This window comes from Pseudomonas sp. HD6515 (genome assembly GCF_024971855.1).
GTDB lineage: Bacteria > Pseudomonadota > Gammaproteobacteria > Pseudomonadales > Pseudomonadaceae > Aquipseudomonas > Aquipseudomonas alloputida.
Window position 1 is genome coordinate 4991220 of the sequence record NZ_CP079827.1, and the last position, 20522, is coordinate 5011741.

The window sequence follows — 20522 nt, forward strand, 5'->3', positions numbered from 1 at the left end:
AGGTTTTAGCGTGTTCGGCGATAATCGACGAACAGCACTCAGTGCTTCTTGGGCGTGGCTACATTATCGCGCAGATAAACCGGTTGCGCCTGCTCGGCGACGATTGCCTCGCCACGGGCCCAGGCAAAGGTGGCCAGGCTGAGGACGTCCAGGGCGTTGGGCAAGGCACCCGGGTTGCTAGCCGCCACCTGTACCGCCAGGCGCTCGGCATAGCCCCATCCGGTACCGGCACCGAACCACTCGCCATTGCTGCCTGCCGGTAGCGCCACCTGCTCGGGCGGCAACACGGCTTCACGGCCGACCAGGCGCATTTCGCCCGCCGTGGCCTGGTAGCAGCCCCAGTACACTTCATCCATGCGCGCATCGATGGCAGCTGCCACCTGCTGCACGCCATGCTCGCGCAATGCACCCTGGGCCAAAGCGGCCAGGTTGGACACCGGCAGCACTGGGCGTTCGAGGGCGAAGGCCAGGCCTTGCACAACCCCGATGGCAATACGCACGCCGGTGAACGCGCCCGGGCCACGGCCAAAGGCAATGGCATCCAGCGCATTCAGTGCCACGCCAGCGTCGGCCAGCAGTTGCTTGATCATCGGCAGCAGCTTCTGGGCATGCATGCGCGGGATCACCTCGTAATGGCTGGTTACCTTGCCGTCATGCAGCAGCGCGACGGAACAGGCTTCGGTGGCGGTATCCAGGGCCAGCAGGGTGGTCATCGAACGGGTATCCAGATGCGAATGAAAAAGAGCGGCAGTATAGAGCAGCAGCGGCGTTGTGTCCCGAGGGGGCCGCTGTGCGGCCCATCACGCTGATTTCAAAGCCTGCACTGGCCCTGGAGGAGCGACCTTGCGTCGCGAAAAGGGCCGCAAAGCGGCCCCAGGGTTTCAGCGGTATCACACCATTGTCTGGGGCTGCTCTGCAGCCCTTTCGCGACACAAGGCCGCTCCCACAGAAGCGGGCCGTTGTCGAGGTGCGTCAGGCGCCGGATCAGCTCAGGGCTGCCAGGACCTTGGCGGTGATGGCTTCAACCGAGCCGACACCTTCGATGTGGCTGTACTTCGGCTTGCCGCCATTGGCAGCCGACAGCTTCTGGTAGAAATCCACCAGCGGCTTGGTCTGGCTGTGGTAGACCGACAGGCGATGGCGAACGGTTTCTTCTTTGTCGTCGTCACGCTGGATCAGGTCTTCACCGGTCTCGTCGTCCTTGCCTTCCACTTTCGGCGGGTTGTACTGAATGTGGTAGGTACGGCCCGAGGCCAGGTGCACGCGGCGGCCAGCCATGCGGCCGACGATTTCTTCGTCGTCCACGGCAATTTCGACCACGGCATCAATGTCGACACCGGCAGCGACCATGGCTTCGGCCTGCGGGATGGTGCGTGGGAAGCCGTCGAACAGGCAGCCGTTGGCGCAATCAGGCTGAGCGATGCGCTCCTTCACCAGGCTGATGATCAACTCGTCGGAGACCAGCTGACCGGCATCCATGACTTTCTTCAGCTCCAGGCCCAGCGGGGTGCCGGCCTTGACGGCGGCACGCAGCATGTCACCGGTGGAGATCTGTGGAATACCGAACTTTTCGGTGATGAACTTTGCCTGAGTACCTTTACCGGCCCCGGGAGCTCCCAGCAGAATTACGCGCATCTTGTGCTCCTCAAATTTTTGTATGAAATTCAATGGATTCGGCGACCAGGGCCAAGTCCGGATAATCGGGTATGACCATAAATCGGTCAGAAGGCTGCTCAAGATACACAGCGCCCGGCAGCCAGACAAGCGTCCCAAAGTTGCAGGAATGCGCCACTTGCGGCTGACCGGGCAGGCGGTTGCGCCTGGCGCAACCGCCCTCCCCGTCATTGTGCCGGGCCTGTATGGCCGTCACCAGACATGACCCGGGCTTGTCCTTAGCCGGTGTTGCGCAGCCCGGCGGCAATACCCGCCACGGTCACCAGCAAGGCCTGCTCCAACGGGCTGTCCAGAGCGGCTTCGCGGCTGCGCGAGCGGGCCAGCAACTCTGCCTGCAGGCGGTGCAACGGGTCCAGATAGGTATTGCGCAGGCTAATGAATTCCAGTGTCTCGGGGCTGTGCGCCAGTAGCACCGGCTGCCCGGTCAGACCCAGCACTACCTGGCATGACTGCGACAATAGGTCGCGCAGGTGCGCACCTAAAGGACGCAAGTGCGGTTGCACCAGACGTTCGTCGTAGGCCTCGGCAATTTGCGCATCCGCTTTGGCCAGTACCATTTCCAGCATGTCGATGCGGGTGCGGAAGAACGGCCATTGCTCGCGCATTTGCGCCAGCAACTCTCCCTGACCACGGGCCAAGGCATTGGTCAGCGCCGTTTCCCAGCCCAGCCAGGCCGGCAGCATCAGCCGGGTCTGGGTCCAGCCGAAGATCCACGGGATGGCCCGCAGGCTTTCGATGCCCCCGGCACGACGCTTGGCCGGGCGGCTGCCCAACGGCAGGCGCCCCAGCTCCTGTTCTGGCGTCGACTGGCGGAAGTACTCGACGAAATCGGGATTCTCCCGTACCACGCTGCGGTAGGCCTGGACACCATCGGCGGCCAACTGGTCCATCACCTCACGCCAGGCCGGCTGCGGGGGCGGTGGTGGCAACAGCGTGGCTTCAAGCACGGCAGCCAGGTACAGGTTGAGGTTTTGCTCGGCGATGCCCGGCAAACCGAACTTGAAGCGAATCATTTCACCCTGCTCGGTGGTGCGGAAACGCCCCGCCACCGAACCCGGCGGCTGCGACAGGATCGCGGCATGGGCCGGGCCGCCGCCTCGCCCGACCGTACCGCCACGGCCGTGGAACAGCAGCAGCTCGACCTGATGCTCGGCACAGATACGCACCAGGTTTTCCTGAGCACGGTACTGCGCCCAGGCAGCAGCCGTGGTGCCGGCGTCCTTGGCCGAATCGGAGTAGCCGATCATCACTTCCTGCGGGCCGCGCAGGCCCGCGCGGTAGCCCGGCAGGCCAAGCAGGCGCTGCATGACCGGGCCGGCATTGTCGAGGTCGGCCAAGGTCTCGAACAGTGGCACCACACGCATGGGGCGGGTCAGGCCGGCTTCCTTGAGCAACAGTTGCACCGCCAATACATCCGAGGCGGCACCGGCCATGGAGATGACGTAAGACCCCAGCGAGGCGGCCGGCGCAGCGGCCACTTCCCGGCAGGTCGCCAGCACTTCGGCGGTGTCCGCCTGCGGCTTGAAATGCGCAGGTAGCAGGGGCCGGCGGTTTTTCAGCTCGGCCTGGAGAAACGCGATGCGCTGCTCCTCATCCCAGTCGGCGTAACGCCCCAGGCCCAGGTAATCGGTAATCTCGGTCAGCGCATCACGGTGGCGGGCAGCGTCCTGGCGTACGTCCAGGCGGCCCAGGAACAGGCCGAAGGTCACCGCACGACGCAGGCAGTCAAGCAGCGGCCCCTCGGCGATCACGCCCATGCCGCATTCGTGCAGTGACTGGTAGCACAGCTCCAGCGGCGCGATCAGCTCGCGGTTGTCCACCAGCACGTCTGCACCGGCCGGTTGCTTGCTGGTCAAGGCCGAATGCGCCCATGCGCGTGTCGCACGCAGGCGGTCGCGCAGTTGCTTGAGCACAGCGCGGTAGGGTTCGGCACTGTCGCCAACCTGTTTGCGCAGGGCGTCGTTGGCCTGCTGCATGGACAACTCGGCGGCCAGTGCATCGATGTCGCGCAGGAACAGGTCGGCGGCCATCCAGCGCGCCAGCAGGAGTACTTCGCGGGTGACGGCAGCCGTTACATTGGGGTTGCCATCACGGTCCCCACCCATCCACGAGGCAAAGCGAATCGGCGCGGCCTCCAGCGGCAGGCGCAGGCCAGTGGCCTCCAGCAGGGCCTTGTCGACCTTGCGCAGGTGGCTGGGGATGGCATGCCACAGTGAATGCTCGATCACTGCGAAACCCCACTTGGCTTCGTCTACCGGCGTAGGCCGGGTACGGCGGATTTCCTCGGTGTGCCAGGCCTCGGCGATCAGCCGGCGCAGGCGTTCACGTACTTGCTGGCGTTCTGCCGAGGTCAGGTCACGATGGTCCTGCGCGGCCAGTTGGCCGGCGATCGCGTCGTACTTCTGGATCAGCGTGCGACGGGCCACTTCGGTGGGATGTGCGGTGAGCACCAACTGGATATCGAGCTTGGCCAGTTGCCGGGCCAGGGCATCGTTGCTGTGGCCGGCCTGCTTCAAGCGCCCCAGCAGCTCGGGCAGTACCTGCGCTTCGAACGGCTCGGGCTGGTCAGCGTCGCGGCGGCGGATCAACTGGTACTGCTCGGCCATGTTGGCCAGGTTGAGGAACTGGTTGAAGGCCCTCGCTACGGGCAGCAGGTCTTCTTCGGCCAGGTCCGCCAAGGTTGAGCTCAGCTGCTCACCCGGGCCACGGCGGTCGGCCTTGGCACTGTGGCGGATGTCCTCGATTTTCTGCAGGAACGCATCGCCGTGCTGCTGGCGAATGGTTTCGCCAAGCAGCTCCCCCAACACATGGACATCTTCACGCAAACGCACATCGATATCGGTCACTGGCGCTCTCTCCGTTGCATCCCTCTCAGCCTTGGCGCGCCCTGTGCCAGAGCGGGTTAACCCGTGAAGAGCCCAATGCGGTGCCTGGCACCGGCGTTGCCGGTGTTCGCGGGTAAACCCGCTCCTACAGGGGGGCGGTATCCCCCAAGAGTGCCCACAGCCGGGCGACGATGGCAAGCCGTGATCGGCCAAACCAAACTAAAGTGAAAGCACAGCACTCCCATGCAGTGCAGCCTTTCCAGGCGTCAACAGAGGTCATCATGAAAATCCGTGAACTCGCCCAGCACTGGGAACAGAATGCCGCCGGTACCCTCAGCCGTACCGGCCATGTCCTGCATCTGGACCTGGAGTCCGAAGCGCGCCTGGCCGCGCTGATCGACATGTACCCCAAGCGCACCGCCGAAGAACTGCTCGGCGAACTGGTCGCCGCCGCCCTTGAAGAACTGGAAGCCAGTTTCCCCTATGTGCAGGGCCGCCAGGTCATCGCCACCGACGAAGAAGGCGACCCGCTGTACGAAGACGTTGGTCCTACACCGCGCTTTCTCTCCCTGTCCCGCCAGCACCTGCACAACTTGAGCAACGCGACAGTCGACACCGACAAATAATCCTGCGCCCCAGCATTCCGGGCCTGCTCAAGGCCCGGAATACCGCTCCAGCCTGGGAAAGTTCCAGGTAAATCGCACTGACCGATCAGTCAGAAATAGTTATTCGATTACAGCGCTTTTTTCTGAACTATTCGAAAAACGTTCGAGTCGGAGCCAATAGCCATCACGCTAAAACCCTGCACACTGCCCTCGTGCACCGTTGAGCTGAAGCGCGCGGTTTTGTCAGGGATTGAGCGATGGACTGCTACGGACATCGTCGTTATCAGGAGTGATCCAATGGAGCTGACCACCATGAAGACCCGCACTAGCCAACTGTCATCCACTCATGTGCGCGGGTTCAAGCTGGCCGCGCTGGCGCTGGGCAGTAGCCTGGTCCTGGCCGGCTGTGCGGGCAATCCGCCCACCGAGCAGTATGCCGTTACCCAGTCCGCCGTGAACTCCGCCGTCAGCGCTGGCGGTACCGAGTTCGCCGCCGTGGAAATGAAAGCGGCTCAGGACAAGTTCAAGCAAGCCGAAATCGCCATGCATGACAAGAAGTACGACGAGGCCAAGCGCCTGGCCCAACAGGCCGAATGGGATGCACGCCTCGCCGAACGCAAGGCCCAGGCAGCTAAAGCCCAGAAGGCCGTGCAGGATGCCCGCCAGGGCGTTCAGGACGTACGTGAGGAAGGCCTGCGCAGCGCTCAATAAGCCCTGCCCCGCCAACCTTAGCCTTCGCACACGATCAAAGGATGAACACTATGCGCAAACACGTCATGATTCCCGCCCTGCTGGCCCTGAGCGTCGGTCTTGCTGCCTGCTCGCACGATCCGAATGCCAACCTGGAATCGGCCCGCACCAACTTCTCTTCGCTGCAGAGCGACCCGCAAGCGAGCAAAGTCGCGGCACTGGAGACCAAGGACGCTCAGGACTGGCTGAACAAGGCCGACAAGGCCTACATGGACCGTGAAGACGAGAAGAAAGTCGACCAATTGGCCTACCTGACCAACCAGCGCGTCGAAGTGGCCAAGCAGACCATTGCCCTGCGCACCGCCGAAGCTGAACTGAAGAATGCCTCGGCCCAGCGCGCCCAGGCCAAGCTGGATGCCCGCGACGCGCAGATCGCCAAGCTGCAGGACAGCCTCAACGCCAAGCAGACCGACCGCGGAACGCTGGTGACCTTCGGCGACGTGCTGTTCGACTTCAACAAGGCCGAACTCAAGAGCAGCGCTTACCCGAACATCACCAAGCTGGCCCAGTTCCTTCAGGAAAACCCGGAACGCAAGGTGATCGTCGAGGGCTACACCGACAGCGTCGGCTCGGCCAACTACAACCAGACCCTGTCCGAGCGCCGTGCCAACAGCGTGCGCATGGCACTGGTGCGTGCCGGGGTAGATCCGGCGCGTATCGTTTCCCAGGGCTATGGCAAGGAGTACCCGGTAGCGGACAACTCGAGCAACTCGGGACGTGCGCAGAACCGTCGGGTGGAGGTGACCATCTCCAACGACAACCAGCCGGTGGCACCACGCTCGGTGAGCCAGGTTCAGCGCTAAGGCTGGCTAGCTGAAAGGACAAGCCCCGCGATCGACGCGGGGCTTTCTTTTGCCTGTTCTGGCCTCTTCGCGGGTGAAACCGCTCCGACGGGGGCAATGAAGTCGTCGCAGGCGCGGGCTTGCCCGCGAAAGGGCCGGCTCACTGCACCTGCTGCGGTGTTTCCTCGCCCATGCAGCGCACCGCGCGCTTGCGGTTGTCCACCAGCACGCCGGTCAGGCCTTTCTGCTGGGTGTCGAACAGCACCAGCACGCCGTCGACGCACTGGGCCACTTGCGGCGCCGGGTCCAGCGATACCTTGTAGTCCTCGCCGGGGATGGTCTTGAGCATGGTGAAATCCTGCAGCAGCAGGGCATCTTCGGGCTTGGCGAAATGCAGGTAACCGTAATACCACAAGGCCCCCACCGTCACGATGATGCTACCGACGCCGGTCAGGATCAGCGGGATGGCGTTGCGTTCTTCACTCATTGCTTGTTCTTCTCGTCAGGGAAATTGGGCACTTCGGCAAGCCGCCGCAGGCCGTTGAAATGGCTGGGGTCATCGAGGAACCGCAGCATCACCTGGCGCCAGGTAGGGTCGGCGAAGGTCTGCACGTGCCCCCCTCGGGTCAGTTGCAGCACCCGCGGTGGTGGCGCGTGCTGATACAGGCGGATGCCGTTGTCCATCGGCACCAGGTTGTCGTCGATGCTGTGGAAAAACAACTTGGGCGGGCTGCTCAATCGCTCGATCGAGTGGATCGCGCTGTCGCCGTCCGGCACTAGCCACGACAGCGGAACCTGCAATGGCCAGGTCATCCAGGAGGTGCTGAGCGCAAAGCGCCCCACCGCGCGGTAACTGGCCGGCACGCCATCGAACACCAGGGCGCTGAAGCGCTGACGCTGCTCGGGGTGGGCCGCCAGGTAATGAATGGCCATGGCACCGCCCAGGCTCTGCCCCAGCAGTACCAGCGGCTTGCCCTTGACCTCGGGCGCCTGCTCCAGCCAGGCCATGGCTGCAGCAATGTCCTGGTACACCTCCGGCAGGCTCGGCTGGCCCTGAGACAAGCCATAGCCGCGGTAATCGATCATGAACACCTGGTAGCCCTGCTCCGGCAACCAGTAGCTACCACCCAGGTGCCCTGGCAGGTTACCGCCGTTGCCGTGCAGGTGCAGCACCGTGCCCTTGACCCCGGCCTTGGCTGGCAGCCACCAACCGTGAAGGCGGATGCCATCAGCAGTGGTCAGCGTGACATCGCGGTATTCCAGCTTGGCACGCTCAGGGGTGAAGGCCTGACCACGCTCGGGGTAGAACAACAGGCTGCTGCAACCGCCAAGGCTCAGCAGGGCCAGGCCGAAGACGAGCAGGCGGCAGTGCTCAGAGAATGTTCGCGTAGTCGGCTTCAATGCGATCCAGGCTCAGGTGGTTGAGGAAGTTGGAGAAGCACATCCAGGCCGACAGCGCACTCAGGTCGCGGAACTGTTCAGGCAGGTACTTGGGCGGCTCGACCAACCCTTCCTCGACAAGTTGGCGCAGGGTGCGCATGTCTTCCAGGGTGGTCTTGCCACAGAACAGCAACGGGATCTGTTCCAGTTTGCCCTTCTTCACGGCCAACTGAATGTAGTTGTAAACCATGATGAAGCCCTTGAGATAGGACAAGTCCTTGGTGAATGGCAGGCCGTTGGGTACCGACCCGCGGAACACCCGGCTGGCGTTGCTGTAGCTCTGCGCCATCTCAAAGCCCTGCTCGCGGAAGAAACCGTAGACCTGCATGAAGTCTGCACCCTCCTCGACCATGTGGATGGCACGGGTGCGGTTGGTGAGCTTGCGCAGGCGGCTGGGGTAGGAGGCAAAGGCGATCACCTCCATGAGAATCGCCAGGCCCTCCTGGGTTACCGTCGATGAGGGCGGGCCTTTGGCCAGGAAGGTGCAGATCGGCTGGTTCAGGCCATTGAGCGTGGTGCCGACATGCACCAACCCTTCATGCACCTCCAGGGCGCGCACATCGCGGGCGTTGAACATGGCATCGGCACGCACCTTGATGTAGTCGGCACCGGCTGCGGCATCGGCGACGATACCGTCGGACTCGAACACGCGAATGGTCCCTTCAGCCTCGCCGAACACGTTGTTCAGCCGGTGCTGGAGGATCTCCACCGCCTCCTTGGCGGTGAGATTCTTTGGCTCATCCTTGAGGTCACCACGGCCATCGATGTTGTTCAGGTAGTCCGACAGCATCAGGCCAAGGTCGGCCAGGGTCGGATCACCGGCGTGGAAAGCATCCGAGGCGGCGCCGTACAGCTCCTGGGAGATCAGGCCGAAGTCCTCGGTACCGCGCGCTTCAAGCATGCGCACCACCATGCGGTATTCGCGGCACATGCGCTTCATGATCTGCCCGACCGGGTTGAACTGGCCCAACTGGCGAATGATGTCGCGCTCGATGCCCTGGAACTCGGCCTTGACCGCGCTGGAGTCGAACGACAGCGGACGCGATTGGTAGTAGGCACGATCAACCGCCGGCGGCTCCTTGCCCTTGGCCTTGAGAAAGCCCTGGCGGATGTTGTCGTCCCACTTCACCGCGTCCAGGACCCGGATAGGCGTCTGTGCCGCGACGATGCGGTCGGACAGGGCGCGGATGGTTTGCTGGTATTCGTCCACCGGGGACTCCTTTCTAGTACACGAAACCTGTACCGGCCTCTTCGCGGGCAGGCCCGCTCCTACAGGGATATCACGGAGCCCAGGCTTGGTAAGGCCCCTGTAGGAGCGGGCCTGCCCGCAAAGAGGCCGGTACAGGCAACTACTTGCCGGAACGCTGGAACCGCGCCACTTCGACGAACAGGTCGGAGTTGGCCGGGTCGTCCAGGTAGGCCAGCACCCTCGCCGCCGGGCTGTCGATCAGCACGCCGTCGCCGTTGTCCTCCGGCACCTCGGTACTGCGACCAATCAGTTCCTTCTTGTCCACCGCCTGCTGTACCTGCTCGACATCCAGGTTGTAGACCACCAGTTCCTTGCCATCGACGATATCGAAGCCGCCAATCAGGAAATTGCCACCCAGGCGCTTGGGCACGCCGGCCGACAAGTACCAGCGGTTGCCATGGCGTGACACGGTGAACACGTACTCTTCAGGCGCCTTGCCCTTGGCGGTGGCCACTGCCTTGTAGGCGTCGCCACCGCTACGGCTGATCACCAGTTTCAACGGCTCTCCCCAGGCGTCCTTGCTGCTCCACTTGCCGAGCAAGGCCTTGGGCGCTGCCTGGTTGCTGGGCAAAGGCTCATGGAAGGTCACCAGACAACCGCCCAGCAGCAGGAATGACAAAGTCAACAACACCACACGCCAGGCTCTCATCAGGTTCTCCTTGAAAAGGTCGTTCTCGGCTCAGGCCGATGCCAGCACCAGCTGCAGGTATCGGGTAAGCATAGCGAGCATCTGCCCATCGGCTTGCGCATTCGCTTGCTTGAGCAGGCCTTGATATTCCAACTGCTCGATAATCGCCGTCAACATCTGTGCATCCTGCTCCGGCTGCCGCGAGCCCACGACCTGCAGCAATTGCCGGGTGCCGTGCAGCAGGATCTGCTCATGAGCGCACACCAGCTCAGCCAGTCGCGGGCACAGCAATGCTTCCTGGCGGAAAGCCTGCTCGGCCATCAGGAAGTCACGGCGGTTCAGCAGTTGCCGCTGAACGTAGTCGGCGGTCATGCGCGCCACCTCGTCAGCCAGCCGCGCCCGGGCCTGCGGGCTGCCATCGCCCTGTGCCAGCAACTGGCGCAACACCACCTCGGTGTTGGCCCACAGCTTGGCCATGTAAGCCGCACTGCGCTCGACGTACTGGGCAAAGGTATCGGTGAGCAGGTCCTCGATGTCCTTGAAGTAGTAGGTGGTGGCCGACAATGGCACGCCGGCCTCGGCGGCCACTGCCCGGTGGCGCACACCGCGCACGCCATCGCGCACGACAATGCGCATGGCGGCATCGAGAATCAACTGGCGACGCTGTTCGCTGCCTTGGCGGGCAGTCTTGCGGCCTTGGTATTGCACGCTTTCGGCGACGGCGGTGGCGATGCCGGCGGCGCCTTGGTCAGGCATGGCGGGTGTCACGGGGGATACCTCATGGGCGGTGTTTCGTCAGTGCTGGCCCCTTCGCGGGTAAACCCGCTCCTACAAGGCCTTTGTAGGAGCGGGTTTACCCGCGAAGAGGCCGGTACTGACAACATAAAGCTTCAGGCAAGAAAAAGCCGCCTCGAAAGGCGGCTCGTTCAGCTCACTCAGGCCTGCGGACGCATGTGCGGGAACAGGATGACGTCGCGGATCGACGGCGAGTTGGTCAGCAGCATCACCAGGCGGTCGATGCCGATACCTTCACCGGCGGTCGGCGGCATGCCGTACTCCAGCGCACGAACGAAATCGGCGTCATAGTGCATGGCTTCATCGTCACCCGCGTCCTTCTCGGCCACCTGGGCCAGGAAGCGCTCGGCCTGATCTTCGGCATCGTTGAGCTCGGAGTAGGCGTTGGCGATCTCGCGGCCACCGATGAACAGCTCGAAACGGTCGGTAACGGCCGGGTTGTCGTCGTTGCGACGGGCCAGCGGCGACACTTCGAACGGATACTCGGTAATGAAGTGCGGCTGTTCCAGCTTGTGCTCGACCAGCTCTTCGAAAATCATCACCTGCAGCTTGCCCAGGCCTTCATGGCCCAGCACCTTGGCGCCGGCCTTCCTGGCAATCTCACGGGCGCGGTCGACGTCCTGCAGGTCGGCGGCGGTCAGCTCCGGGTTGTACTTGAGGATCGAGTCGAACACCGACAGGCGTACGAACGGCTCGCCGAAGTGGAAGACCTTGTCGCCGTACGGTACGTCGGTAGAGCCCAGTACCAGTTGCGCCAGCTCGCGGAACAGTTCCTCGGTGAGGTCCATGTTGTCGCGGTAGTCGGCGTAGGCCTGGTAGAACTCGAGCATGGTGAATTCAGGGTTGTGACGAGTCGAAACGCCTTCGTTGCGGAAGTTACGGTTGATCTCGAACACTTTTTCGAAGCCACCCACGACCAGGCGCTTGAGGTACAGCTCCGGCGCGATACGCAGGAACATGGCCATGTCCAGGGCGTTGTGGTGGGTTTCGAACGGCTTGGCAGCGGCGCCGCCCGGGATGGTCTGCAGCATCGGCGTTTCGACTTCAAGGAAGTCACGCTCGATGAGGAACTTGCGGATGTGCGAGATCACCTGCGAACGCACACGGAAGGTGTGGCGGGTTTCTTCGTTGACCATCAGGTCGACGTAGCGCTGGCGGTAGCGCTGCTCGGTGTCGGTCAGGCCGTGGTGCTTGTCGGGCAGCGGGCGCAGCGACTTGGTCAGCAGGCGCACGTTGGTCATTTCGACGTACAGGTCGCCCTTGCCGGAACGGGCCAGGGTGCCTTCGGCGCTGATGATGTCGCCCAGGTCCCAGGTCTTGACCGCGGCCAGGGTTTCTTCCGGCAGGGTCTTGCGGTTGACGTAGACCTGAATACGGCCAGTCATGTCCTGGATCACCATGAACGAGCCACGGTTGAGCATGATGCGGCCGGCTACCTTGACCGGGATCGCGGCTGCTTCCAGCTCTTCCTTGGTCTTGTCCGCGTATTGCTTCTGCAGGTCGTTGCAGTAGCTGTCGCGACGGAAGTCGTTGGGGAAGGCATTGCCCTTGGCACGCTCGGCGGCAAGTTTTTCCTTGCGCAGGGCGATCAGGGCGTTTTCTTCCTGTTGCAGGTCTTGCGATTCGGTCTTCAGGTCGCTCATGTCGTCATTCTTTCCATCAGGTATTCGTTGCCCGTTCCGGGCAGGGCACGCGCTACCGGCGGCTGGCCAGGTAGCGCGGCATGGGTGTGCGGCTTACAGGCCCTGCTTGAGGCTCGCTTCCAGGTACTGGTCAAGGTCGCCATCGAGGACCTTCTGGCAGTCGCTGCGTTCGACGCCGGTACGCAGGTCCTTGATGCGCGAGTCATCCAGCACGTAGGAGCGAATCTGGTGGCCCCAGCCGATGTCCGACTTGCTGTCTTCCAGCGCCTGCGAAGCGGCGTTGCGCTTCTGCATTTCCAGCTCGTACAACTTGGCCCGCAGCATTTTCATGGCGGTGTCCTTGTTGGCGTGCTGGGAGCGTTCGTTCTGGCAGGCCACCACGGTGTTGGTAGGCACGTGGGTGATACGCACCGCAGAGTCGGTGGTGTTCACGTGCTGACCACCGGCACCCGAGGAGCGGTAGGTGTCGATACGCAGGTCGGACGGGTTGATGTCGATCTCGACCTTGTCGTCGATCTCAGGCGACACGAACACCGCCGAGAACGACGTGTGACGACGGGCGCCGGAGTCGAACGGGCTTTTGCGCACAAGGCGGTGCACGCCGATCTCGGTGCGCAGCCAGCCGAAGGCGTACTCGCCCTTGATGTGCACGGTGGCGCCCTTGATACCGGCGACCTCGCCTTCGGAAAGCTCGATGATGGTGGCGTCGAAACCACGCTTGTCGGCCCAGCGCAGGTACATGCGCAGCAGGATGTTGGCCCAGTCCTGCGCCTCGGTACCACCGGAGCCGGCCTGGATATCCAGGTAGGCGTTGTTCATGTCCATCTCGCCGCTGAACATGCGACGGAACTCAAGCTGGGCCAGGTTTTCTTCCAGGCTTTCCAGCTCGGTCACGACGTCGCCGACGGCGCCTTCGTCATTTTCTTCGACGGCCATGTCGAGCAGGTCCTGGCAGTCACCCAGGCCGTTGGACAGCTTGTCCAGGGTCTCGACGACCTGGGCCAGCATGGCACGCTCGCGGCCCAGTGCCTGGGCGTACTCAGGCTTGTTCCAGACGTTGGGGTCTTCCAGCTCGCGGTTGACTTCGATCAGGCGGTCATGCTTGTGATCGTAGTCAAAGATACCCCCGAATTGACTGGGAACGTTCGGTGAGGTCCTTGATGGTGTTCAGGATCGGTTGGATTTCCATGGGCTGGCTACTCGCGCGAATTCGGTGAAAAGCCCGCGAGTATAACCGAGTCCGCAGCATGGCGGCAGACCCGCCGGGCGGTCGTATGTAGATAGGGCAACCTGCGGTCCCACACAGGCCGCGCCGTCTCCAGGAGCTCAGGCGATGCCGACTTGGTTACGCCCACCGTTCTTGGCCAGGTAAAGACCTTTATCGGCCGCCGAAATCAGCTGCCGGCAATGGCTGCCGATAGCCGGAGTCTGGGTGGCCAGGCCGATGCTCACGGTCAAGAACGTATCAGCCGTCGGCGCAGTATGGGGGATGCCAAGGCCCAGCACGGTCTGGCGCAGTTTTTCAGCCACCAGCCGCGCCCCGCCTGGCGAGGTATTGGGCAGCACCAGGGCGAACTCTTCGCCGCCATAGCGCGCCGGCAGGTCGGTCGGCCGCGAGCACGAGCTACGGATGGCTTCGGCGACCTGGCGCAAGGCCTCGTCACCGGCCAGATGGCCAAAGCTGTCGTTGTAGACTTTGAAGTAATCCACGTCGATCATCAGCAACGACAACTGCTGCTGTTCACGCATGGCCCGGCGCCATTCCAGCTCCAGGTATTCGTCGAAGTGCCGGCGGTTGGACAGCCCGGTCAGGCCATCGGAGTTCATCAGCCGCTGCAGCATCAGGTTGGAATCAAGCAACTGCTGCTGGCTGACGCGCAGGGCACGGTAGGCCTCGTCGCGCTGCAGCAGGGTCAGGTAGGAACGCGAGTGGTAGCGGATGCGGGCCACCAGTTCGATGGTGTCAGGCAGCTTGACCAGGTAGTCGTTGGCCCCGGCGGCAAATGCCGCACTCTTGACCAGCGGGTCTTCCTTGGTCGACAGGACGATGATCGGGATGTCCTGGGTGACCGGGTTGTTGCGGTACTCGCGCACCAGGGTCAAGCCGTCTAGGCCAGGCATGATCAGGTCTTGAAGAATGACCGTGGGCTTGATGCGCATGGCCTGGGCCACCGCCTGGTGCGGATCGGCACAAAAGTGGAAGTCGATGTTGTCTTCATCGGCCAAGCCACGCCGCACCGCTTCGCCGATCATGGCCTGATCGTCGACCAGCAGCACCATCGCCGAGTTCTCATTGGTGGTCGCGAAACCTTCGATCGGTAAATCATTCATCATTGTTCACCCGATCACTACCGGCCTGGCGGCGTGATTCAATACATTTCGTCATTTTGCGAAAAATTCAGTCAAGCGCCCGGCTATGCGTTCCAGCGGGCGAATTTCCACCGCGGCATCAATAGCCGCAGCAGCCTTGGGCATGCCGTACACCGCGCTGCTGGCCTGGTCCTGGGCAATGGTCAGAAAGCCCTGCTGACGCATCAGCTTCAGGCCTTGGGCACCGTCGCGGCCCATGCCGGTGAGCAGCACGCCCACCGCATCACCATTCCAGTAACGTGCCACGCTCTCAAAGAACACATCGATCGAGGGCCGGTAGATTTCATTCACAGGTTCGGCAGTGTAGGCCAGTTGGCCGCCCTGTAGCAGGCGAATGTGGTGGTTGGTACCGGCCAGGAGTACCTGCCCTGGCTGCGGCGGTTCGCCTTGACGGGCCAGGCGCACCGGCAGGCCTGCCGCGCTGCTGAGCCACTCGGCCATGCCTGCGGCAAACACCTGGTCCACATGCTGGACCAGCACGATGGCCGCCGGAAACGCTGCCGGCAAGCCCTTCAGCAATACTTCGAGTGCTGCAGGGCCACCTGCCGAAGACCCGATTGCCACCAACCCGCGGCGCTGGGAAGCCTCGCGCAGCGGCGCAGCGACCGACCTTGCGGCAGGTGCCCGCTGCTGGCCGACCAGCCAGCCAATATTGAGGATCTTGCGCAGCAATGGCGCCGCTGCTTCGCGGGCATCGCCAGCGCCGAGCGCAGGCGTGTCGACCACATCGAGAGCGCCATGGCCCATGGCCTCGAATACCCGGTGTACGTTCTGTTTACGGTCGACCGTCACGATGACGATGGCGCACGGGGTTTCGGCCATGATCCGCCGGGTCGCCTCGACACCGTCCATCACCGGCATGATCAGGTCCATGAGGATCAGGTCCGGTAACTGCTCGGTGCAGCGCTGCACCGCCTCGGCACCGTTGCTGGCCACCCACACAACCTGGTGTGCGGGCTCCAGGGCGACGGCCCGGCGCAACGCTTCGACGGCCAGGGGCATGTCATTGACGATGGCGATCTTCATCCCTGAGCACCTCCGATCAGCTCCACCACAGCATCCAGCAACGCATCGTCGTGGAAGCTGGCCTTTGCCAAATAGTAGTCGGCGCCAGCGTCCAGCCCGCGCCGTCGGTCTTCCTCACGGTCTTTATAGGACACCACCATCACCGGCAACGACTGCAGGCGCTGGTCGCGACGCACCAGGGTAACCAGCTCGATACCGTCCATGCGCGGCATGTCGATGTCGGTGATCAGCAGGTCGAAGTCCTCACTGCGCAGGGCGTTCCAGCCGTCCATGCCATCCACCGCCACCGCCACGTCGTAGCCACGGTTGCCCAGCAGCTTGCGCTGCAGTTCGCGCACGGTCAGCGAGTCGTCGACCACCAGGATGCGTTTGCGGACTGCGCCACGGGCTCCGCTGCTGCCGCGTTCGATGCGCTCCAGGCTGCCGGTGCTGAGTAGTTTTTCCACCGAGCGTAGCAAGTCTTCGACATCGACAATCAGGACCACCGAGCCATCATCGAGCAAGGCGCCGGAGGAAATGTCCTGCACCTTCCCCAGGCGTGGGTCGAGCGGCATCACGACCAGCACCCGCTCCCCCACCAACCGCTCCACGGCCACCCCGTACAGCTGCTCGCGCTCACGAATCACCACTACCCGCAAGCTGGCTTCGTCGCTTTGCCCCGCCGGGCGATTGAGCAACTGGCTGGCCGCCACCAGGCCAATATGCCGGCCTTCGTGCCAGAAGTGCTGGCGCCCTTCGATCTGCACGATCTGTTCGGCGGTCACTTCCAGCGTGCGTTCGATATGCGCCAGCGGGAAGGCGTAAGCCTCCCCGCCCACCTCGACCACCAGGCTGCGAACGACCGACAGGGTCAGCGGTACCTGAAGATGGAAGCGACAACCCTGCCCTGCCACCTGGGTCAATTCGATCGAGCCGCGCAGCTCGCGGATCAAGTGCTGCACCGCATCCAGCCCCACACCGCGGCCGGACACTTCGGTAACCTTGTCACGCAGGCTGAAACCGGGCAGGAACAGGAACGTCAGCAGCTCCGCCTCACTCATCCGCGTCACCGTGTCAGCGGGCGACAGGGCGCGCTCGACGATGCTGCTGCGCAGGCGCTCCAGGTCGATACCGGCGCCATCGTCGACCAGCTCCAGGCTGAGCATGCCCGCCTGGTGCGAAGCCCGCAGGCGGATCACCCCCTCGTCCGGCTTGCCCGCCAGCAGGCGCCGCTCGGGCAACTCGATGCCGTGGTCGACGGCATTGCGCAACAGGTGGGTCAGCGGTGCTTCGAGCTTTTCCAGCACATCGCGGTCGACCTGGGTCTTCTCCCCTTCCACCACCAGCCGCACCGGCTTGCCCAGCGAACGGCCCAGGTCGCGGACCATCCGGCTTTGCCCGGTCAGTACGTCGGCAAACGGCCGCATCCGACAGGCCAGGGCGGTGTCATACAACAACTGCGCACGCTGACTGGCCTGCCAGCCGAACTCATCCAGGTCGGCTGCCTGCTGCTGCAGAATCTGCTGGGTCTCTGCCAGCAGGCGCTGGGTCTGTGCCAAGGCTTCGAGCACCTCACTGCCCTGCCCCGTGCCTTCCAGTTGCATGCGCAAGCCGTCAAGCGCCTGCATACCTTGGCCGTGCATGCGCTTGAGGCGCTGAAGGGTAGCCAGGTATGGCTTGAGCCGCTGGGTTTCCACCAGCGACTTGCTGGACAGGTCAAGCAGGCTATTAAGACGGTCAGCTGTGACACGCAGTACCCGCTCAGCACCTTCGCCAGCGCGCTTGCCAGCCTTGCGCCGCAGGGCGGGTTCGGGCTCTGGTTCCCGCGGTCCGGCTGGCATTACCACAGGTGCAGGCGGCAGGGTTGCCAGCGGCGGCTCCGGCGGCACGGATGCAGCTAGCGGCACCACAGGCATGGCAGAGGCGCCCGGGTCGAGCAGGCTGGCCATTTGCGCAAGAAACACCGGCAAGGTCGCCTGCGCACCGGCATCGCCGGGCGTGGCAATACGCATCAACAGGTCGGTACCTTGCAACAGCGCGTCAATATGCTCGGCGGTCAGCCGCAGTCGGCCTTCCTGGGCCGCCACCAGACAGTCTTCCATGACGTGGGCGACACTGACGCCAGCATCCACCCCGACAATGCGCGCTGCCCCCTTGAGCGAGTGGGCAGCGCGCATGCAGGCCTCGAGCTGGTCGGCCTGAGTAGGGTTGCGTTCCAGTGCCATCAGGCCGGCACTGAGCACTTGGGTCTGCGCCTCGGCCTCCAGGCTGAACAGTTCGAGCAACGATGCGTCGCGCATTTGCTCTGGGGTCATGACAGGCTCCGCTGCACGGCAGACAGTAAATGTTGATCGTCCAGAACCCGCACGCTGCGGCCGCGCCACTGCAAGACTGCGGCGGTGAAGCGTGTGGCGTCCCGGCCACTGCCCAGCAACTGCGGGTCGAGCCGGTGAATACCGTCGATTTCCTCGACAGCCATCACCACCGGCCCGCCTTCGGCGGCCAGAATCAGCATACGGGGCATCGCCCGTGCGCTGCGTTGCTCTTTGGAGCCGGCCTGCACCCCCAGCAAATCAGCCAGTGACAGGCACGGCACCAACGCACCGCGCACATTGGCAACCCCATGCAGCAGCCGCGAGCGCTGGTGCGGCAATGAATGCACCGCCTGCAGCGGGGCGATTTCGGCCAGGCAGGCGGTAGCCAGCGCCAGCCACTCTTCGCCCAGACGGAACAGCAGCATGGAGCGACCGGTGTTTTCCGCGTCCGGCTGCACCGCCGCAGCCTGGTGCTCCTGCACCAGCGCATAGCGGTCGAGCAAACGCGTGGCCGCAGCGGCATACACCTCGCAATTGCGGCAATGGACATGCCGCTCCAGCAGTGGGCACTGCTTGTCCCCGCGCACGCCAATGCGGTTCCAGCAGTCGTCAATGTGCGCGTCATCCTCGGCGAGCAACTGCATCGCGGATTCACTGTTCATCGTTCAGACTCCCGGCCAGCCCGCGCCGCGCGCGCCTGAAGGCGCCGAGCGCCGGCAAGGTCACCCTGGGCCGCCAGCAAAGCGGCCAGGTGCACCAGCGCCTCGGGGTGCTGTGGTTCCAGGTACAGGGCCTTGCGATAGTGGCTCAGCGCCTGCTGCGCATCGCCTTCGGTATCACTGAGCAAACCCAGCCAGTAGTACACCTGTGCCGACGGCGGGTACTGGCTCAGGTAGCGTTGGCATTCGCTACGGGCCTGATCGCTGGCACCGGCATTGGCCAACCGGGCAATGTCGGCCAGCAATTCGCTGGCCCCCTCGTGCCTGTGCTCGCGGGCTGGCGCTGGCCTGGCCACCACGGGCAGCACACGCAGCGGACGCGGCAACGGCACACTGGGCTGCGGATAAACCGGTGCGGGCAACGCCGTGAACGCACGCTTGGCGGGTTGGGCGGGTGCCGCTGCCAAGGGGGCGCTGTCGCCTTCATGACGCACATAGGCAAACGACTGGGCGATCCCCAATGGACGCATGCCCATGCGTGCCAACAAGCTGCCTTCGGCCGGGCCGATGAACAGCACACCCTGCGGATGCAGCAAGCGCTTGAGCACTTCGAACACACGCTGTTGGGTCGGTACGTCGAAATAGATCAACAGATTGCGACAGAACACGAAGTCATACAGGCCGTCGCGGCTGGCCAGCGCCGGGTCAAGCACATTGCCCACCCGCAGGCTGACTTGCTGGCGTACCCGCTCATGCAGGCGGTGGCCTTCGTCCAGAGCATCGAAGTAGCGCTCGCGAAAACCCAGTTCGCTACCCCGGAACGCATTGCGCCCATACACCGCCTGTACGGCCTTGGCTACTGAACTTGGGCTGATGTCCATTCCATCGACAAGGAATGCCCCAGGCGCCATGCCGGCGTCAAACAAGGCCATGGCCAGCGAATAGGGCTCCTCGCCAGTAGAACACGGCAGGCTGAGTAATCGCAGCGGGCGCGCGCCAGCCAGTTTAGCCAGGCGTTTATGGGCCAGGCTGGCCAGCGCAGTGAAGGATTCGGGGTAACGGAAAAACCAGGTTTCCGGGACGATCACCGCTTCGATCAGCGCCTGTTGCTCATCTGCCGACTGCTGCAGGCGCAGCCAGTAATCGTCCAGGTCCATCGCGCCCGCAGCCACGCAACGTTGGCGCAGCGCGCGTTCGACCATGGGCGCGCCCACCGACTCCACGTCCAGGCCAATACGCTCGCGCAAGAAGCGGAAGAAACGCTGTTCGTTCATGTTGGCATCCCTGTCGGGTCTTGCGTGTACAGCAATGCGTGCACGGTGTCGGGCAGCAGGTCATTGACTTCGATGCGCTGCAGCAGCCCCTGGGCATCCTGGCGCACCGGGCCCAGATAAGGCGCTTCACCGGTGTCCACCCCATAGGGCTGGAACTCGTCCGGTTGGCAACGCAGGGTTTCGGTGGCCTGCTCCAGGATCAGGCCAAGCTGCAGGCCGCCTCGGTAGTGCACCAGTACCAGGCGGGTGCTGGTGCGTTGCACCGCCGGCTGGCCAAAGCTCAAGGCGGCAAGGTCGATGACCGGAACCAACTGGCCACGATGGGCGAGGATGCCCGCGACCCAGGCAGGTGCCTGGGCGATCGGCTTGAGCGGCTGACGCGGCAACACTTCGATCACCTCGTGCACGCTCAGGGCAAAACGCTGCGCTCTGATGCGAAACTGCAGGTACAACGCCCCCCCGGTGTTCGCCGCCCGCGCGGTGCGCAGTTGCAAGTCGTTCATCGCGG

19 protein-coding genes are annotated in these 20522 nt (G+C 63.7%); 3 read left to right on the forward strand and 16 right to left on the reverse strand.

The genetic code is table 11. From position 1 onward, the window contains the following. Window positions 1-38 precede the first annotated feature (38 nt). The 3 genes from tsaB to ppc all read right to left on the reverse strand — a co-directional run bounded on the left by tsaB (window position 39) and on the right by ppc (window position 4520). Window positions 39-713 carry a tRNA (adenosine(37)-N6)-threonylcarbamoyltransferase complex dimerization subunit type 1 TsaB gene (gene tsaB, locus KW568_RS23110; protein WP_003252230.1) on the reverse strand — a complete coding sequence of 225 codons (675 nt, stop codon included), beginning with the start codon at window positions 711-713 and terminating at the stop codon, window positions 39-41. Window positions 714-984: 271 nt separating this feature from the next. After that, window positions 985-1635: an adenylate kinase gene (adk, locus tag KW568_RS23115; RefSeq protein ID WP_004575467.1), complete on the reverse strand. Its 651-nt coding sequence runs from the start codon at window positions 1633-1635 to the stop codon at window positions 985-987. Between the two features lie 257 nt (window positions 1636-1892). Then, window positions 1893-4520: a phosphoenolpyruvate carboxylase gene (ppc, locus tag KW568_RS23120; RefSeq protein ID WP_003252227.1), complete on the reverse strand. Its 2628-nt coding sequence runs from the start codon at window positions 4518-4520 to the stop codon at window positions 1893-1895. 260 nt (window positions 4521-4780) lie between these two features. On the opposite strand from ppc, the gene KW568_RS23125 reads away from it, so the two are divergent. The 3 genes from KW568_RS23125 to KW568_RS23135 all read left to right on the forward strand — a co-directional run bounded on the left by KW568_RS23125 (window position 4781) and on the right by KW568_RS23135 (window position 6657). Beyond that, window positions 4781-5125: a hypothetical protein gene (locus KW568_RS23125; protein WP_003252225.1), complete on the forward strand. Its 345-nt coding sequence runs from the start codon at window positions 4781-4783 to the stop codon at window positions 5123-5125. Between the two features lie 276 nt (window positions 5126-5401). After that, window positions 5402-5815: a DUF4398 domain-containing protein gene (locus KW568_RS23130; RefSeq protein WP_003252223.1), complete on the forward strand. Its 414-nt coding sequence runs from the start codon at window positions 5402-5404 to the stop codon at window positions 5813-5815. 50 nt (window positions 5816-5865) lie between these two features. Beyond that, window positions 5866-6657 carry an OmpA family protein gene (locus tag KW568_RS23135; RefSeq protein ID WP_003252221.1) on the forward strand — a complete coding sequence of 264 codons (792 nt, stop codon included), beginning with the start codon at window positions 5866-5868 and terminating at the stop codon, window positions 6655-6657. A gap of 139 nt (window positions 6658-6796) precedes the next feature. Here the strand turns inward: KW568_RS23135 and KW568_RS23140 are convergent, their stop codons facing one another. The 13 genes from KW568_RS23140 to KW568_RS23200 all read right to left on the reverse strand — a co-directional run bounded on the left by KW568_RS23140 (window position 6797) and on the right by KW568_RS23200 (window position 20517). Beyond that, complete coding sequence (locus KW568_RS23140; RefSeq protein WP_003252219.1) at window positions 6797-7123, reverse strand: hypothetical protein; 327 nt, start codon at window positions 7121-7123, stop codon at window positions 6797-6799. After that, window positions 7120-8037: an alpha/beta hydrolase gene (locus KW568_RS23145; RefSeq protein ID WP_060546226.1), complete on the reverse strand. Its 918-nt coding sequence runs from the start codon at window positions 8035-8037 to the stop codon at window positions 7120-7122. Before KW568_RS23145 ends, KW568_RS23140 begins: the two co-directional genes overlap by 4 nt. Further along, window positions 8009-9286 carry a flavohemoglobin expression-modulating QEGLA motif protein gene (locus KW568_RS23150; RefSeq protein ID WP_003252215.1) on the reverse strand — a complete coding sequence of 426 codons (1278 nt, stop codon included), beginning with the start codon at window positions 9284-9286 and terminating at the stop codon, window positions 8009-8011. Before KW568_RS23150 ends, KW568_RS23145 begins: the two co-directional genes overlap by 29 nt. Window positions 9287-9425: 139 nt before the next feature. Continuing rightward, window positions 9426-9974 (reverse strand): hypothetical protein, encoded by a 549-nt coding sequence (locus KW568_RS23155; protein WP_047604484.1) that lies wholly within the window; start codon window positions 9972-9974, stop codon window positions 9426-9428. A gap of 30 nt (window positions 9975-10004) precedes the next feature. Continuing rightward, window positions 10005-10709 (reverse strand): TetR/AcrR family transcriptional regulator, encoded by a 705-nt coding sequence (locus KW568_RS23160; RefSeq protein WP_003252210.1) that lies wholly within the window; start codon window positions 10707-10709, stop codon window positions 10005-10007. 179 nt (window positions 10710-10888) lie between these two features. Continuing rightward, the gene (lysS, locus tag KW568_RS23165) at window positions 10889-12391 is read right to left on the reverse strand and encodes a lysine--tRNA ligase (protein WP_010952588.1); all 1503 of its coding nucleotides are present in this window, start codon (window positions 12389-12391) and stop codon (window positions 10889-10891) included. Window positions 12392-12484: 93 nt separating this feature from the next. Then, window positions 12485-13580, reverse strand: a protein-coding gene (gene prfB, locus KW568_RS23170; protein ID WP_103518148.1) for a peptide chain release factor 2 whose coding sequence is annotated in 2 segments (ribosomal slippage) — window positions 12485-13507 and window positions 13509-13580 — 1095 coding nt in all. Because the reading frame shifts where the segments join, the coding sequence is not laid out codon by codon here. Between the two features lie 137 nt (window positions 13581-13717). Beyond that, window positions 13718-14722: a Wsp signal transduction system regulator diguanylate cyclase WspR gene (gene wspR, locus KW568_RS23175; protein ID WP_004575465.1), complete on the reverse strand. Its 1005-nt coding sequence runs from the start codon at window positions 14720-14722 to the stop codon at window positions 13718-13720. Window positions 14723-14773: 51 nt separating this feature from the next. Further along, window positions 14774-15787 (reverse strand): Wsp signal transduction system protein-glutamate methylesterase WspF, encoded by a 1014-nt coding sequence (gene wspF, locus KW568_RS23180; RefSeq protein WP_003252202.1) that lies wholly within the window; start codon window positions 15785-15787, stop codon window positions 14774-14776. Next, window positions 15784-18081 (reverse strand): hybrid sensor histidine kinase/response regulator, encoded by a 2298-nt coding sequence (locus KW568_RS23185; protein WP_014860540.1) that lies wholly within the window; start codon window positions 18079-18081, stop codon window positions 15784-15786. The genes wspF and KW568_RS23185 overlap by 4 nt, the downstream gene beginning before the upstream one ends. Further along, entirely contained in the window at window positions 18078-18743 is a 666-nt protein-coding gene (locus tag KW568_RS23190) for a chemotaxis protein CheW (protein WP_259536923.1), read from the reverse strand. The genes KW568_RS23185 and KW568_RS23190 overlap by 4 nt, the downstream gene beginning before the upstream one ends. Beyond that, a complete protein-coding gene (locus tag KW568_RS23195; RefSeq protein WP_256819543.1) occupies window positions 18740-20014 on the reverse strand; it encodes a protein-glutamate O-methyltransferase CheR in 1275 nt (424 codons plus the stop codon). Before KW568_RS23195 ends, KW568_RS23190 begins: the two co-directional genes overlap by 4 nt. Beyond that, entirely contained in the window at window positions 20011-20517 is a 507-nt protein-coding gene (locus KW568_RS23200) for a chemotaxis protein CheW (protein ID WP_004575463.1), read from the reverse strand. The genes KW568_RS23195 and KW568_RS23200 overlap by 4 nt, the downstream gene beginning before the upstream one ends. Window positions 20518-20522: the final 5 nt, after the last annotated feature.